General features: G+C 45.3%; 16 protein-coding genes. 12 read left to right on the top strand and 4 right to left on the bottom strand.

Annotated elements, in window-relative coordinates:
* Positions 1-113: 113 nt before the first annotated feature.
* The 5 genes from GGD38_RS20870 (at position 114) to GGD38_RS20850 (ending at position 8,501) form a co-directional block, all read left to right on the top strand.
* On the top strand, positions 114-2,744 hold the full coding sequence (locus tag GGD38_RS20870) for a zinc-dependent metalloprotease (RefSeq protein WP_375301134.1): 2,631 nt from the start codon (positions 114-116) through the stop codon (positions 2,742-2,744).
* Positions 2,745-2,770: 26 nt separating this feature from the next.
* The gene (locus GGD38_RS20865) at positions 2,771-6,094 is read left to right on the top strand and encodes a SusC/RagA family TonB-linked outer membrane protein (RefSeq protein ID WP_375301133.1); all 3,324 of its coding nucleotides are present in this window, start codon (positions 2,771-2,773) and stop codon (positions 6,092-6,094) included.
* An 11-nt stretch (positions 6,095-6,105) separates the two neighbouring features.
* Positions 6,106-7,422 (top strand): RagB/SusD family nutrient uptake outer membrane protein, encoded by a 1,317-nt coding sequence (locus GGD38_RS20860; RefSeq protein ID WP_375301132.1) that lies wholly within the window; start codon positions 6,106-6,108, stop codon positions 7,420-7,422.
* 105 nt (positions 7,423-7,527) lie between these two features.
* Positions 7,528-8,271, top strand: coding sequence for a LytR/AlgR family response regulator transcription factor (locus tag GGD38_RS20855; RefSeq protein WP_375301131.1), 744 nt, complete (start codon positions 7,528-7,530; stop codon positions 8,269-8,271).
* 104 nt (positions 8,272-8,375) lie between these two features.
* Complete coding sequence (locus GGD38_RS20850; protein WP_375301130.1) at positions 8,376-8,501, top strand: hypothetical protein; 126 nt, start codon at positions 8,376-8,378, stop codon at positions 8,499-8,501.
* A 111-nt stretch (positions 8,502-8,612) separates the two neighbouring features.
* On the opposite strand, the gene GGD38_RS20845 is transcribed toward GGD38_RS20850, so the two are convergent.
* Positions 8,613-9,380, bottom strand: coding sequence for an alpha/beta fold hydrolase (locus GGD38_RS20845; protein ID WP_375301129.1), 768 nt, complete (start codon positions 9,378-9,380; stop codon positions 8,613-8,615).
* A 34-nt stretch (positions 9,381-9,414) separates the two neighbouring features.
* On the opposite strand from GGD38_RS20845, the gene GGD38_RS20840 reads away from it, so the two are divergent.
* Positions 9,415-9,960, top strand: coding sequence for an OmpA family protein (locus GGD38_RS20840; RefSeq protein ID WP_375301128.1), 546 nt, complete (start codon positions 9,415-9,417; stop codon positions 9,958-9,960).
* A 312-nt stretch (positions 9,961-10,272) separates the two neighbouring features.
* Here GGD38_RS20840 and GGD38_RS20835 read toward each other — a convergent pair whose 3' ends face one another.
* Positions 10,273-10,554, bottom strand: a complete 282-nt coding sequence (locus GGD38_RS20835) for an ABC transporter permease (RefSeq protein ID WP_375301127.1) — start codon at positions 10,552-10,554, stop codon at positions 10,273-10,275.
* Positions 10,555-10,584: 30 nt separating this feature from the next.
* Positions 10,585-12,243 carry an SBBP repeat-containing protein gene (locus tag GGD38_RS20830; protein ID WP_375301126.1) on the bottom strand — a complete coding sequence of 553 codons (1,659 nt, stop codon included), beginning with the start codon at positions 12,241-12,243 and terminating at the stop codon, positions 10,585-10,587.
* Between the two features lie 353 nt (positions 12,244-12,596).
* Here GGD38_RS20830 and GGD38_RS20825 point away from each other — a divergent pair, with 353 nt between their 5' ends.
* Genes GGD38_RS20825 through GGD38_RS20805 form a run of 5 tightly spaced genes read left to right on the top strand, consistent with a single transcriptional unit; the run spans position 12,597 to position 15,591 of the window.
* Complete coding sequence (locus tag GGD38_RS20825) at positions 12,597-13,676, top strand: hypothetical protein (RefSeq protein ID WP_375301125.1); 1,080 nt, start codon at positions 12,597-12,599, stop codon at positions 13,674-13,676.
* A gap of 56 nt (positions 13,677-13,732) precedes the next feature.
* A complete protein-coding gene (locus GGD38_RS20820; protein WP_375301124.1) occupies positions 13,733-14,959 on the top strand; it encodes a hypothetical protein in 1,227 nt (408 codons plus the stop codon).
* Positions 14,916-15,185 (top strand): T9SS type A sorting domain-containing protein, encoded by a 270-nt coding sequence (locus GGD38_RS20815; RefSeq protein WP_375301123.1) that lies wholly within the window; start codon positions 14,916-14,918, stop codon positions 15,183-15,185. Before GGD38_RS20820 ends, GGD38_RS20815 begins: the two co-directional genes overlap by 44 nt.
* Positions 15,179-15,505, top strand: a complete 327-nt coding sequence (locus GGD38_RS20810) for an SDR family NAD(P)-dependent oxidoreductase (RefSeq protein ID WP_375301122.1) — start codon at positions 15,179-15,181, stop codon at positions 15,503-15,505. The genes GGD38_RS20815 and GGD38_RS20810 overlap by 7 nt, the downstream gene beginning before the upstream one ends.
* Positions 15,505-15,591 (top strand): hypothetical protein, encoded by an 87-nt coding sequence (locus GGD38_RS20805; protein WP_375303731.1) that lies wholly within the window; start codon positions 15,505-15,507, stop codon positions 15,589-15,591. Before GGD38_RS20810 ends, GGD38_RS20805 begins: the two co-directional genes overlap by 1 nt.
* A 76-nt stretch (positions 15,592-15,667) precedes the next feature.
* Here GGD38_RS20805 and GGD38_RS20800 read toward each other — a convergent pair whose 3' ends face one another.
* Positions 15,668-16,021: an EthD domain-containing protein gene (locus GGD38_RS20800; protein WP_375301121.1), complete on the bottom strand. Its 354-nt coding sequence runs from the start codon at positions 16,019-16,021 to the stop codon at positions 15,668-15,670.
* Positions 16,022-16,121: 100 nt separating this feature from the next.
* Here GGD38_RS20800 and GGD38_RS20795 point away from each other — a divergent pair, with 100 nt between their 5' ends.
* Entirely contained in the window at positions 16,122-16,487 is a 366-nt protein-coding gene (locus GGD38_RS20795; RefSeq protein ID WP_375301120.1) for a winged helix-turn-helix transcriptional regulator, read from the top strand.
* Positions 16,488-16,775: the final 288 nt, after the last annotated feature.

Below are 16,775 nucleotides of genomic sequence, written 5' to 3'. Positions count from 1 at the left end.
AACCCGCATGCCTTAATAATTTCACTCCCCTCAACTGCGGTTTCACTCCGGTGAAGCCGCCAGTTCGTCGCCAGCGGCATTTTCATTCTTTGATTATTCGCGATTTTGGAGGAATGATTTGGAGCAAGATTTCATTTGTAACTGCTTTCTGCTTTTCTATCTCAGGCTTACAGGCACAGGATATGCCCCCCAATGACAAAAAAGATAGTGCACAGAAAAGCTCAGTAAAAAGTTACCATACCCTGCTAAAAAAAGCGAAAACTACAGATGGTCTCTTTAAAGTGCACCAGGTAGAAAATGACTACTACTTCGAGATCCCCCTTTCGCTGCTGGAAAAAGACTTCCTGCTGGTAAACAAAATTTCCACTGTACCCATTGCTATCAACGAAGCGGGTATAAACAAGGGAATGAATACCAACAACAAGCTGATCCGCTTTAGCCTGAACGGCAAAGGCAATGTATGGGTAAAAACCATTGTGCCACAGGCAGAAGCCCCTGCAGGTGATGCCATAGCACAATCGGTAAAAGACAACTTTACCGGCTCCGTTATCGAAAGCTTTAAGATAGACGCCTATGCGCCAGACTCATCGGCAGTGGTCATTAAAGTAAACAAGGTATTTGACGGATCGGAAAAAAGCTTTAACGATGTATTTACCGATATAGGATTGGGAACCAGTCCTAAAACTGCACTCTCTGGTATAGAGCACATCAAAAGCTTTCCGCAGAATGTGGTAGTACGTTCATTACTCACCACCGCTGTAACAGAAGGCCCAGCCACTATGCCCGTGAGTATGGCCGTAACTGCCAATCTGCTGCTGCTGCCAGCAAGCCCTATGCAGCCGCGGTTTGCAGACAACCGCGTAGGCTACTTTACCACGCCCCGCTGGTATTTTTCCGATACTCAACAAAAAATGGAAAGCAGGGAACTGATCACCCGCTGGCGGCTGGAGCCCAAACCCGATGACCGTGCCCGCTACCTGGCTGGCCAGTTGGTAGAGCCTGCACGCCCCATCATTTTTTATATAGATCCATCTACGCCAGTACAATGGCGCCCTTATATTATGGCCGGCATCAACGACTGGCAGCAAGCATTTGAAGCCGCAGGCTTTAAGAATGCTATACAAGCCAGGCTGGTAACAGATACTGCCGACTTTGATGGCGATGATATACGCTACTCTGTAGTTACCTATGCCGCCTCGCCTAAGTCTAATGCTATGGGCCCCGCGGTGGTAGACCCACGCTCTGGTGAAATACTGGAGTCTGATGTGATCTGGTGGCACAATGTAATGACCTCGCTGCAATACTGGATGCGCATACAAACCGGTATTATTGATACCGGCGCCCGTGAAAATGATTTTAGCGTAGCACAGATGGGAAACGCCATCCGCTTCGTAGCTGCACATGAGATAGGGCACACATTAGGATTGAAACATAATATGGGCGCATCTGCTGCTTATCCGGTAGATTCCCTGCGCTCGCCCAGCTTTACCGCACGCATGGGCGGCACCGCCCCTTCTATTATGGACTATGCCCGCTTTAATTATGTAGCACAACCGGAAGATCATGTAACGGCTATCACGCCCGGCATTGGCATCTACGACAGCTATGCTATAGCCTGGGGCTATCGCTGGCTGGGCGAAAATACCTCTCCCTGGCAGGCACTGAAAACGCAACAGCAGTGGATAGCAGCACATGCCCATGACCCGCTGTACCACTATGGCGAGCAGCAAAGCAGCCAGCATGTAATAGACCCGAGAGCACAATCGGAAGACATTGGCGATGATGCCATGAAAGCGGGCGAATACGGCTTGCTGAACCTGAAACGGCTGATACCACAAATAATACAATGGACCACTGCGCCGGGCGATACCTACTACCAGGCTGGAAAACTATACATGGCCGCTATCTGGCAATGGAATACCTATAATGATCATGTAATAGCCAACATCGGCGGTTACCACCTGGAGCATCCTGTAGCAGGTGATGGAAAAAAGGCCTATACACCGGTAGCGAAAGAAGTGCAGCAACGTGCTTTTCAATTCCTGGTGAAGCATATGCTCACCATGCCTGCCTGGCTATTTAATCCTGCACTGCTGAACAATAGCTTTGCTGTAAAAGATACACCGCTGGGACCTTTTGAATACGGCCCATATGATATGAAGCGCGAACAGCAATACGGCCTGCTTTATAGCCTGCTGAGTGATGAAAGACTGCTGCGACTGCTGGAAATGGAATCGCTGTACGGTAAGCAAAAAGTATTCACCGTTACAGAACTACTCGCTTCCTGTCGCAAAAACATATTGGCGCCTACACTGCAGGGGCAGTCGCTGACGATGGATCAAAGGCTTACCCAACAGAACTATGTAGATGCCCTGATCGTAAGCACAGATAAACTGATGGAGAAGATCACCAAAAAGACATTAACAGCAGATGCTGCAGCAACCACAGCCGGCGTGCAGCTGCGTAATAAACTACAAAATCTGCCACAGCTTTGTGATTTAACGCCGCGTGCTTTTCAACAAACAGAAGTAACCGGCGTCGGCCATGCAGCTGATGCAGTAGCGCTGCGCAACATATATGTAACAGCTATGGCACGCACCTCTGGTGTGGCCGCAGCCAAAAGAGGAGAACTGTATACAATACTACAAACATTGGAAAAGCATAAAGATCAGGGCGACACAGATACCAAAAACCATTACCTCGATCTGGTGCTGCGCATCAGACAACATTTACAATTGAATTAACCCAAAACTACCATAATCTTGCAAAAATGAGCAGACTAGTATTACCCCTCCTTTTATTGCTGGTGAGCATTTCTACCGGCTTTAGCCAGGAGCAAACAACCATTAAGGGACAAGTATTGTCGGAAGAAAGCGGCAAGCCCATTCCCGGCGCTTCTGTATTCGTAGACAAATCCCCAATAGGAGAGCAGGCAGGCGCTGATGTAATTCAGAATTCGGTGATGGGCGCCGTTACCAATGTTGAAGGTCGCTTTAGCCTGAAAGTACCCGCAGGCACCACTTATTTGAAAGTAAGCAGTGTGGGCTACAATACTTTATTGGTAAATATTACCAATAAGAAAACAATCATTATTCGCCTGGCCACAGACAGCAATACACTGGGGGCTGTTATCGTAAACGGTTATACCGGCATATCGCGCCGTAAGAACACGACCGCTACCGTTAAAGTAGACTACGATAAAATACGCCAGACAGGCGTATCGGGTATAGACCAGATGCTGGAAGGCCAGGTAGCCGGTGTAGCTGTAACGTCGGTGAACGGCGGCCCTAACGCTGCTCCTAAGATCAGGATACGCGGTACAGCCTCACTTACAACACAAGACCCGCTGTGGGTATTGGATGGTATACCACTTGAAGGTACCAGCCTGCCTGTGAGCTATGACAAAGACAACATTGATCAGCTGCGCAACCTGCCTATTGCCGGTTTGAACCCCGATGATATTGCAGACATTACCGTACTGAAAGATGCTGCTGCCACTGCCATCTATGGCGCCAGGGCTTCTAATGGAGTAATTGTGATCACCACGAAAAAAGGTAAGAAAGGTCCTGTAGCTCTCAACTTTACAGCCAACACCTTTATTGCAGAACGCCCCGATTTTGACAAGCTGAACCTGATGAATGCCAGCGAAAAAGTAGATTTTGAACTGGGTTTGGCCCAGGACGAGAATCTTACCTACCGCGAAGGTCAGGGTGCTATAGCCAGGATACTGAACAAATCAGGTGAACTGTCCAAATACAGATCCAATGGCTTTAACGCACTGAGCGCTACTACACAACAGGCTATTAACGATCTGCGCAGCAACAATACCAACTGGGGCAACGAACTGTACCAGACGGCTGTAAACCAGCAATACGGCCTTAGCCTGTCTGGTGGTAACGACCAGGCCAACTATTATTTCTCTGGCGGCTACTATAACGAAAAAGGCGCTACTGTGGGTACAGGTCTGAAACGGTATAACGTAACGTTGAAAACCGATTTCAATATCTCTTCTAAATTAAACCTGGGTGTAGCTTTGTTTGGTACCAACACTACGCGAAACAACTATCTGACCGAGATAGATGGCAATACCAGTCCATCACGCTACTCACGCAATGTGAACCCTTATTTAACGGTAAGAGATGCCAACGGCAACTATGTGTATGACCAGGATATCTTTGGTACGGCCAACTTAAGTGGTGATGTATATCTTCCCTTCAACATTATTGAAGAAAGAGACAATACCCGCTACCAGCTTAAAAACAACAGCATGAAGGGCCTGTTTACTGCCAGTTACAAAATATTGCCTTCACTGAAACTGCGCTCTGAACTGGGTTTGCAGTTTGACGAAACAGGTATTGAACGCTATGCAGGTACCAACTCTTACTTCCTGCGCAAGCTGCGTGAAACTACCCGCTACTATAACTCCGCTACACGCAAATACGAATATTACCTGCCTGCAGGTGGAACCATTCAAAACCAGCATACCTCCTTCTTCCAATACAACTGGAAGAATATGCTGGAGTACAACAAAGTATTCAACAGGAAGCACGAAATAGATGCCTTGCTGGGTACAGAGTTGAGAAGAAACAAGAACACAGATGTCTTCAGCAAAGGTTTTGGGTACAACCAACAAACCGGAACCACGCAGAATATTGTTTTCCCGAACGCAGATATGGCTGGCAACGCCGATTTCCGCGCTTATCAGAAAGCGTTTGTGGAGAATGCATTTGTGTCGGCCTATGCTACACTCTCTTATACCTACAACCGTAAGTATACCCTGTATGGCAGCATTCGTTTTGATGGGTCGGACCTGTTTGGTGTAGATCCGAAATACAAATACCTGCCTATCTACTCTTTGTCTGGCGCATGGAACGTAAGAGAAGAAGCGTTTATGCAAGATATTGCCTGGATCACCAACCTGCGCGTACGCGGCTCTTACGGTATACAGGGCAACATAGACAAGAACACGTCGCCTTTTGTAGTAGGAAACTACAACGTTGGCACCATACTACCTGGCAACAGTGAACCAACCATCAATGTAACAAGCCCGCCCAATAACAAACTGAGATGGGAAAAGACCACCACTGTAAACGCCGGCCTGGATATGGGTCTGTTTAAAAATGCCGTTCAAATCACCTTCGACTATTATCACCGTAATAGCAAAGACCTGATTGGTACAGAAGCACTGCAACTGGAAAATGGTTTTGAATACACCAGCTCTAACTTTGCACGCATAACCAACAAAGGTCTGGAACTGAGCATCAGCACCAGGAACATCAATACCCGCCGTTTCCAATGGTATACCGACTTCAATATTTCTCATAACAAAAGCAGGGTAGAAAGACAAAAAGTGCGCGCCAGCGATTTCATGCCTTCTAAAGAAGGATATGCAGTAAACGCTTTGTTTGTATTGCCTACTGTCGGTGTAGATGCCAATGGTCTTCCTTTGTTCAAACAAGGTGATAAAACATTGTCGATGGAAGACTTCTATCAGTTGTACGATCCTTATGCCGACATATTCCCACGTGAAATACTGGCTACACGCCTTACACCGCAGCAGTTCCAGGGTTTGTATACTTATATCGGTGATACCGATCCTAAGTATACAGGTGGTATCACCAACCGCTTCCGTTTGGGTAGTTTTGACCTGGCAGTATCGGCCCTGTTCAACCTGGACCAATGGCGCCAACGCACACCAGCGTACAATCCTGCTTTATTAGACCGTGGACTGAACTATTCTAAATCGAGAGAAGGCATACCTGCCGCTTTTGGTAAAGAAAGCTATGGAGGCGACCGCTGGATGGCCTACACCTGGATGTTTTCACAAGACCCTGTTGGCTCTTACAAACAGTGGGACTTGTTTGCAAAAAAGCTGAGCTATGTACGCATCAACAGCATACGCCTGGGCTATACTATGCCAGCTGCTATAGCCGGCAAAATGAGGGCCAGCAGCCTGAGACTGTCTGTAGAAACCAGAAACCCATTTGTATTTGGTACCAGCTACGACGGCTATTTTGATCCGGAAACATTTGGCAACATTTACGCACAACCCATTACCAAAAGCTTTGCTATTGGATTAAACGCCACTTTTTAATTAACAACATCATGAACAAGATCATAACAATTATAGCAGCTTTTGCACTCGTTACCGGCGCTACCAGCTGTAAAAAATACCTGGATATAGAACCGGTGGGCCGCGTTATACCTAAAACCGAAGACGACTTTCGTGCGCTGATGACTTCAGCCTATGTTAGTTTTCCTGCACATAAATCCCTGCTGTCTTTACGTACAGACGAGCTTGTGCTGGACGAGTACTCAACTGAATATCCCAACTATAGAGACATTTATAACTGGAAGGATGCAAACCCCGACCCGGTGACCATGGAGTTTGCATATGAAGGTTTTTATAAAACCATCTTCTACGTGAACCAGGTAATAGCCGAAGTAGAGAATGAAGCTGGTAAAAACACCGTAACCGCACAACTGAAAGGAGAAGCCTACCTGATGCGCGCCTATGCTCATTTTGAACTGCTGAACCTGTATGCCAAACCCTACAATGCAGCTACTGCCAGTACAGAGCGAGGCGTACCACTGGCATTAAAAATAGACCTGGAGCAGAACTATGCACCCGCAACTGTAGAAGCCGTATACACACAAATACTGGCAGACATAGCAGCAGGCAGGCAACTGCTGAATACAGACAATTTTGAGACAGGCAAGAACTACCGGTTTACCACACGTGCCGCGCTTGCACTACTGGCAAGGGTAAGGGAATTCAGAGGTGAATGGACCTTGGCACAGGAAGCCGCTACAGCGGCGCTGGCTATGAACAATGCCCTGGAAGACCTGAACACTTCAACCCGTTTGCCCAGCCACTATCAGAGTGCAGAAAACATTATGTCTATGGAAAAAGCATACGACCTGCGCAATGTGGCTTATATCTCCAACCACCTGCTCACCATATACAATCAGCAGAACGATCTGCGTTATCCGCTGTATTTCAGAAAATCCGGTGGCGACTATGTTTCCCTGAAAGGTAACAGCGATGCGTTGAAAATATCTTTCCGCAATGGAGAGCTGTACCTGATACAGGCAGAAGCGGCGCTGCAAACGGATAATTTAACAGCAGCCCGTGAACACCTGCTGGCCCTGAAAGTGAAGCGCCTGAGACCAGCCTACTATCAAACTGAAGCCACCCGCGTAAACGGCCTTAACAAACAAGCGCTGCTGGAAGAAATAATAGCCGAACGCGAAAGAGAACTGGCACAGGAAGGCCACCGCTGGTACGACCTGCGCCGCTATGGACAACCAACCATACAACACGAAGTAAACGGTGACACTTTCAAATTGGAACAGAATGATTTCCGATATACCCTGCGCTTTCCCAAAAGCGCCATCGCCAATAATCCTAACCTGCTGTAGCCCTACGCCAGCAGTTACAGAATAGCACAACTCCGGCCGGTATTGCACCCGCCGGAGTTTTTTTATATTTGTGCGCCAGGTAGAACCACCGGCACCACGAAGCAAATGAAAATATTGATCATAGAAGATGAGGAACTAGCATCCACCACGCTGCAAAATATGCTGCGCCGCATAGACGCGCAGATAGAAATTACCGCCAGCCTGGAGACCGTAGCCGCCGCCGTTAACTGGCTGCAGCACCACAAACCCGATCTTATTTTCATGGATATTCACCTGGGCGATGGGGAAAGCTTTGGCATCTTCAGCGAAGTAAATGTGAATAGTCCCGTGATATTCACCACCGCCTACGACCAATATACCCTACAGGCATTTAAGCACCAGGGTATAGACTACCTGCTAAAGCCGTTTGATGAAGCAGACGTAAGAGCCGCCCTGCAGAAACTATCCAATATTCGCCAGACAACTCCTGTACCCACCACTGGTTTAGCACCTGCCGCCGGCAGATTGCGCAACCGCTTTATGGTGAAGATCGGCAACCTGATCAAAACCATCCAGATGGACGAGGTGGCCTATTTTATGGCATCGGACAAATATCTGTATATGGTGACCAAAGGCCAGCAACGCTATATCATAGAAGAAACCATCAGCAGCCTGGAGCCACAGCTGCAACCGGACAACTTTTTCCGCATCAACCGCAAATTCATTATCAGCATTACCGCTATTAAAGAAATGCACAAGCTCCCCCGCAACCGGGTGAACATTATCCTTAACCCGCCGCCTATAGAAAGTGTAGATATTATTGTAAGTGAGGAACGGGCGGAACAATTTAAACAGTGGCTGGATCTGTGATTCAGGCAAGCTTTCCAACCTGTTTATTAAGTAGTTAAAAGCAGCAGCCGAACTGTGCAAAGCTGCGGCACAGTTTTTTATTTATATATTCTAAAACATATAAAATGAAAAAAATTGCAATAATTGTTGTTATGCTTGTGGCTATTGGTGCATCCATTAGCTCATGCAGTGCGGGTGCACACATAGGCACCAAACATCATGGAGTAAGTGCGGGTGCAAAAGCTCATTAATAATTATAATCAATAGAAGAATGTTCCGAAGTGGTGTATTAATAAACTACTACGGCACTAATAACTTTACAAGGCCCGCTTTCGCGGGCCTTTGTTGTATTTAAACGCCGGTTACTTATTGGTGTTTGCGCCCTCAGCATTCAAAAATGCAGGTATGATCAAAGAAAGCAAAGAGCTTTGATGCATAACCGAAATATGCGAAGTGCCTGGAAGTATTGCCAGTTGAGATGCAGGTAATCCCATCATGTCACCAAGTCCGTGCCCGCCAAGTAATTTATACATTTTTACAGCATGCTCAGGCTGTATGATATCTGCATCACCAATCATGACCAGGGCAGGGGCTTTTACACTCTTAATACTTTCGGCACTCCAGTCTTGCTTTTTCGAGTTAAAAGTTTTCATTTTCTCAACCAGTTTTGCGAAATCCTGTTTTCTGGGCGCAAGACTGTCATATTCCCGCTTAAAGGGTGAACCTTCTAACATAGCAGGAGTAAGTTGGCTCATGCCAGCTATAAGTTCCGGAAAAACACCTTCAAAAGTATAGCTAACTGATGTTAGAATTAATTTATGAACAACCTCCGGATGCCGGATAGCCAATTGTAAAGCAGCTCCTGCGCCCAGGCTATAGCCAAAGACGTCGGCACCAGACACCTGAAGATATTTAAGTAATGCAGCTGCATCATCAGCAAGCGCCTCACAACTAATAGCGCGGTCTATGTCTGCCGTTCTTCCATGCCCCTGCATCTCTACAGCAATTACCGGCCGATCTTTTGAAAGAAAAGGGATCAGCTCTCCAAAGGAAGTACCGATACCGGAAAATGCCCCGTGTAATAGTAACAGCGGAGTACCTGTTTTTGTACCATAGATCTCATAATACATCTTCAGGCCATTAACAGGAGCATATCCTTTTTTTATGGGTTCTTCAGCCGAAACAGCGACTGTTAACAGAAACAAACGGTTAACCGGACTGGTACGTGATCATAAGGATAATAGTCCCATTGCCGATGCTTCTATTGTTTTAACAGCCCCATCTGGCAAAACGTGGTCAACAAAAACAGATGACAAAGGCAACTATTTGTTTGATACCATTCATAATGATTATTCTAATTACCGGATCACCATTACTAAAAAATATTATAATGACAGCACTGATGTTGTAAAAATTATTGATACCGCTGAGGCGAACCTGCTCACTAATCAGTTAATCAATACCGATATGTATATTGTTAAAAAATTCATTTTAAATATAGAGAATGTAGTTACCGTATATTTCGATTTTGACAAAAGCAAACTGAAAACGGAAGCTAAGAACAAACTAGATTCAGTTTGCCTTGTATTGGCGCAATTTCCTTCTTCAACGATCCAGATCTCGGCCTATACAGATGGCAAGGGCACCGATGAATACAATAAGAAGCTTTCTGGACCGGCGCGCCAGGTCATGCGCCCGATATTTTATTAACAAAGGAGTAAAAGCCAGCCGCATTACTTTTGAATCATTCGGAGCCTGTTGTCCGCTTGAATTGGAATTGATCGATGGCCGCGATAATCCTGATGGCCGCAGTCGTAACAGAAGAGCATTGATAAATATATCGAAGGAGTAAAGTTAATAACAAGGCATCCGCTGGTTAACGGATGCCTTGTTCAATTTCGTCGGGGCGAATATCGGCATGCTATTCACTTCTTAGTGCATTAACCGGATTAGATAATCCAGCTTTCAACGACTGAAAACTTACGGTTATTAAGGCAATTGCAATGGCCACACAACCTGCTGTTACAAACATCCACCCACTATGTGGATCTGGTAAGCAAAATTCTGCAACCATATATTCATGCAATACCAGGCTACAGGTGAAGCGATAATAATAGCTACCAATACAAGGCTGATACAATCTTTTGAGAGCAGCAGGGCAACACGGGTTGCTGAAGCACCGAGTACTTTACGAATACCTATTTCTTTAGTTCGTATTACCATGCTGGCAGTACGCTGTTCTTTATCGTAATTACGTTGAAAAACCTTATCCAGATTAGAAGGTATCTGAGCTATTCCTACCATGGGCATTGCCAAAATTCGCAGGGCTCGTTTTCAACGTTTGATAAGCTTCAGAATTACCCTTTCAGTTCCCTGCACAATTTCTGCATAGTAAATACCTGGCCGGAACCCATGGCCGGTTTGTATGGATCCACTGGCAGGCAGATTAGTTCTTTTTACTATCAATCTTCCCAATTCATCGGTAATGGTAATATCTACCAGATTATTTCTACCACTCCATTTCAGGCTGATGAATTCAGTGAATGCGTTGGGGAAAGCTTTTGCATGTAATTTAGAGGATGCTGCGTCCAAAACAACCTTGGTATTCTGTTCAGGATGAGTACGGGACCTGGTTAGCACAGGGGTTTGTTCATATTTGATGGTGGTATAATCGAATCCGGTTCCATTGCCTTCACTTAATCCCGTTACATATACATTGCCCTTTTTATCCAGGCCTACGCCTGTTGCCAGGTCTCTGCCATTTCCCGGGCCATTATAAATGGCTACCCATTGTTGCGCTCCGTTTGTATTGTATTTGACGGTAGCATAATCTAACCCATTTTGGAATGCACTGGCACCCGTAATATAAACATTATCATTTGCATCCAGCACAAGTTTAGAGGCTCCTCCATTCGGGGCGTCGCCGGGACTCGCGAAAATTGCTACCCACTGCTGCATACCTGCGGAATTGTATTTGATGGTGACATAGTCATTGTCAGCGTCTTCTGTTCCAGGTCCCGTTACGCCGGTCAGGTATACATTTCCCGCATCATCCAGCGCTATTGCCGTTCCCGCTTCATGGTCACGGTTATAAGTTGCCACCCATTGCTGCTGGCCTGCATTATTGTATTTGATCGTGGCTATGTCTCTATAGTTTCCATTTACCTGATCAGCAGAGCCTGTTACGTATACATTGCCATGCGAATCTATGGCCAGCGCGTGTGCCTCGTCTGTACTATTATTAGAACCATTATAGCGCTGCACCCATTCCACATCACCATCCTCGTTATATTTAATAGTGGTAATATCTAAGCCGGTCCCATTGCCTGTACTAAAGCCTGTTATACATATATTGCCTTCATCATCAACTGCAATGGCATTTGCCTTATCGTATCCATTACCCGGGCCGTTATAGGTTCTTACCCACATTGAATCTCCATTCTTGTCGTATTTAATGGTGACGATATCGGATTGGTTTCCATTGCCAACAATAGAACCTGTTATATACACATTGCCCTTTTTATCAGCCGCAATGGCATTACTCTGATCGGATCCGAGACCCGGTCCGTTAAATCGTTGAACCCATTTTGTATTTCCATCATCATCGTACTTAATGGTGGCAATTTCGTTTTCGCCGGTACTAGTGGCAATCGTGCCCGTAACATACACGTTACCCTTATGATCGGCGGCAATAGCCAATGGGTAATCGAAACTGTTGCCAGGGCCATTATACCTTGTTACCCACTTTTCGTCTCCATTATTGTCATACTTTACAGTGGCATAGTCGGCTCCCGTCCTGTTGCTAATGCTAAAACCTGTTACAATAACGTTGCCTTTACGGTCCATCACCAATGCAAGCGCCTCGTCGTTATCATTTGCATTTCCATTTAGCCTTTGTACCCATTTTTCAGTGACCTGGGTAAAACCTATGGCTGCCCCCAAAAAAAGACAGCCAAAAAGTATTGACTTTCTGTATAGTACCATTTTTCTCATAACTTAAATTTTAAGATTTAATAATAATGCAACCTTTATTATGAGTACTGACTATTCTGTCTCCATGAACTGATAAGGGTCAATCAGTTAAGAGGTATGTTAGCGGGCAACAGGAAAGTTTCAGCGGAAAAATGAAATCTTGTAACCTTTTTTGAAAGGATATGAAGCTACTTTTATTGTAGACTGGTATTTCAAAGTACGGGTATTTGCGACATCTAAACAATGAGCGCTATCAGCATTAAATAAAAGTTGCATCAAATAGTGATGAGACAAAATCGATTGGAACAAAATTTACAATCAGACCCGGTTCGCATCGTGGTGTTGCATCTGAACAGGTTGGGGGATTGATACGCATGGAAACTGGCAAGTATGCAGTGCTGGCCCAAACAGCATCGAATAGTGGAGATATTACCGGTGCACATGGCGACCAGAATCTATGGATCGTATCATTCAATGAAACCGGGAACCTGCTTTGGCAAAAGAGCTTTGGCGGTTCCAAAAGCGAGCGTTTATACGGTATGGATTACAGCTCCTTTGACGGTAGCCTGGTGATAAGTGCTGTCACCAACTCAAATGATGGGGATGTATCTGGCTTTCATGGCGGTTACGATAGCTGGTTAGTCAAATTGTCCAACACCGGGCAATTGCTATGGCAGAAAGCCCTTGGCGGCTCGGCTAATGAGAATCCTTCGCAATTATTGATCGATCAATCCGGACAACTGATATTTTCGGCCGAAACAAACTCTTCCGATGGCGATGTTTCTGGCTTTCATGGCGTACGTGATGCATGGGTAGTTAGCCTGTCTTCTTCGGGAAACCTTGTTTGGCAAAAAAGTTTAGGCGGATCGGGCACCGACCTACCGGCCCGGATCTATGCCGACGGCAATGGATATACATTACTAGCTATAACCCAGTCGAACAACGATGGTGACGTACGCGGGAATCATTATAAAAGCGATACCCTGGTAGGAGATACATCTACCACCATTCTTTTTTATTCTGATATCTGGATAGTGCATGTAGGCAACAATGGGGCACTGGAATGGCGGAAATGCCTTGGCGGTTCGGGCGAGGATACACCTGGCGAATTGTTTTTCATGGATGGAAAACGATTGCTGGTCGCCTCCAGCGGGTCTTCCGACGGTGATGCCGCACCGGCAAGTGGAAAGGGACAGGGTTTATGGTTTGTTAAACTGGGACTGTCCAACATCATTAAAGGAAATGTGTTTCTCGATTTAAATGCCAATGGTATAAGGGATGCCAACGAACCGGGTTATGACAAAGTATCCGTCAAAAGCGAGAAAACGAATTACAACCGTGTAAGTATTCCATATAATGGCACATTTAAAAACGAAGTAGATACCGGTACCTATACCACTATTGTAACTGTTGCCAATCCCTATTTTGCCGTACATACGGCGCCAAACCGGTAAGGCCCGGTTTCAACACTGCTTTCAGAATATATTACAAAAACAGCGGTACCGATACTGTGGCAACGGGTTACGTATACATGCTGAAAGATAACCGCACTACAATGAGCAGCGCTACACCAATGCCCGACCGCGTAAGCGGCGACTCATTGTTTTGGAATTTCAGCAACCTGAATCCTTTCCAGGAAGTGGCCATTGACCTATCGTTGGCCGTTGGAGCGCCTCCTTTGGTAAATGTCATGGATACGCTCCGGTTCAAAGCATTTATTGAACCCGTTGCACAGGACCAACAGCTCGCCGATAACCAGGATTCAGTGATTCGTGTTGCCACCGGTTCTTATGACCCAAACGACAAAAACGAAAATCATGGCGGACATGTTACCCTCAGTGAAGCTTCGAACGGTTACCTCAGCTATGTCATCCGCTTTCAAAACATGGGTACAGATACTGCCTTCAGTATTATAGTAAGAGACACACTGGATGAAAAACTCGATTGGAGTTCGATCGAAATGATTGGCGCCAGTCATGTTTATTCATTGCAGATAGCGGACGGCAATAAATGTACATGGCGTTTTAATAACATTCTGTTGCCGCACAGCGCCATAAATGAACCTGCCAGTCATGGATTCATCTCTTACCGGCTTAAAACAAAGAACGTCCAGGTGAACGACGTGATAAAAAATTCGGCTTCTATCTATTTTGATTTCAATCTTCCGGTTAAAACCCAAACACACGAAACAGGTATCCAGGCCGATCCAATTGGAGCTCCGCCAAAACCTGTACTTAGCGGTTTGTTAGGTTCTTACTGCAGCAACCAGGGCGCTGTGAAAGTAAAGCTAACCAATTTGCCTGCGGCGCCCACCACCATTACGGTAACTGTAAGCGGTGCAGTCTTAAGTGTGTTGGCTGATAGCACTGTAATGATATCCCTTTCAACGGCAGGTATAAAAAATATGGTAGTTACCTATACCAATACAAGCGGTACACAGTCAACCAACGCCAGCTTCACCGTATCGGCGGCGGTAACGCCTGATGTGAATTTAAGCGCAAGCACGTTACAGGTTGTCAGCAACCCGGTTACCATCGCAGCCACAAATGACAGCGGTGGCGGTAAAGATCCCCGTTATACTTTTGCATGGGATAACAATTTTACCAACCTGTTGCAGACAGAGAGTGCACAAAATACAGTGACCGTTCAGGCTACTTCCTTCATTACAGGAGATAATAAAGTATATGTGAAAAATGCGTACCAGCGAAACCTGTTATACTTCGCAAACCGCCATTGATAGTATTACCATTCACAAAGAGCAACCCACGGGCATTGTAGATGCAGATAATCCCGGTCATATAATCACGGCTTATCCCAATCCGTTTACTACGTCTGTCAACATTAAAGGTTTAAGTACAGCAAAGAAATACCGCATCGTTATATCCAATCTTAACGGGCAGATATTGTATAGCAAACGGATCGTGAACCGTGCAGATGTTGCTTTCACCGACCTAAAATGTTAGATCAAAAAAGTGGTGTGATCATTCACATATCCTCTACCAGCAGCCAGTTCCCTATATGGGAGTCAACAATGGCTTATAGCGTTGCTAAATCTGCATTGAATGCTTATAGTAAAGCATTAGCTACAGAGGTAGCTGGTAAAGGGATAAGGGTCATTACAGTATCTCCAGGCTTAAATAAAACCGATGCAATGAAAACCTTTTTGGAAGATTATGCAAAGCAAAGCAACATCACTGTAGAGGAAATGACAAGAAAGCTTTTTGAGAGGGTTGGTGGTATACCAATGGGAAGAATGCTGAGCCGGAAGAAACGGCGGAGCTAATCAACTTCCTGGTTTCGCCTGCGGCTTCTTATATCACCGGCACGAATTTCACTATTGACGGAGGCAACTTCCCTATAGTCAAATAACATGCATTTTGAAAGGGCTTTTTCGTCTGATCTGCTTACCAGATCAGACGAAAAGACGGCTTCAGCAGTTAAATGTTCATGACGATTTCAGATCAGATATTATGGTAGTTTCTTTCGTGACCAACATAACAACTTCGCTCATGTCGAAAAATTTGGCGTGATCCGGTTCAACATTTTTCAGGAAATTCTCTGATGAAAAAAATTGTCGATAATCTTCAAATGAGTCGAAATAGATATCTGTGATAGCATCGTATGCAGGTTCTGGAAAACCCGGTTCAATGATCGGGTGGCTTACTACATACTTACGAACGTATTGCTGCGCCTCGGATATGGAGGAAAATAATGGAGCGTGCTTATTTTTGTGATGATCGACGAATGCTTCAAAGCTCATCTCCGGCAGCTTTTTAATTAAAAATGAAAATTTGATCATATTTTCGATTATTTAAGGCAAAACTATCTCACTTCAGCACCGAAGTCAAGTACGCATAAATTAATCACTATACTGATTAGGATATACAATACAGGAAATTATGTATGAAAAGAAGATTCCACTCAGGTTAGATTGTGGCCTTCACCTGTTCAAAGAATTATTGAACGGTAAATGGAAACTCATGCTGATCTATTACATTTCAGCAGGCCTAAAACGACCTGGTGAGTTACAACGAAAGATAGGCACTGCGGACAGACGTGTATTGACAAATCAGCTTAACGAACTGGTAAAGCACGGGTTTGTGGACAAGAAAGTTTTCGATACTAAAATCCCTAAAGTTGAGTATGGACTTACCACATTGGGTCAAAGCTTGCTCCCTATCATCCTTGCACTCGAAACATGGGGCGAAAATAATAGGACGGTTCTGGAAAAAGCGCTTCAGGAACAGGTTCAAGATAATCCATGAATATCAGTACATCCTGTAATACCTTCGAATGGGCCATCAATATTTCGCTGGAACTCCCGTTGCTATGGGATTCAGGCCGAGTAGAGATAAAAGAAAATTTACAAAAATTAGTGTTCCCGAAGGGAATAAGCTACTACCACAAAATTGGCACATTTCTAACTGACGAAGTAAACGAAGTATTTCAGCCAATCCCGGATCAAGTCAAATTCTTGGGGGATTAGTTTGTTACGCATAGATTTTAGCGAGTCTGAATAAGAAGAAGCTGATGTCTCTTACGCCCCTTGCAGA

Source organism: Niastella sp. OAS944 (assembly GCA_024809215.1).
Classification (GTDB): domain Bacteria; phylum Bacteroidota; class Bacteroidia; order Chitinophagales; family Chitinophagaceae; genus Niastella.
The sequence above is the reverse complement of the archived record's forward strand: the minus strand, read 5'-3'. Positions and strand labels throughout refer to the sequence as shown.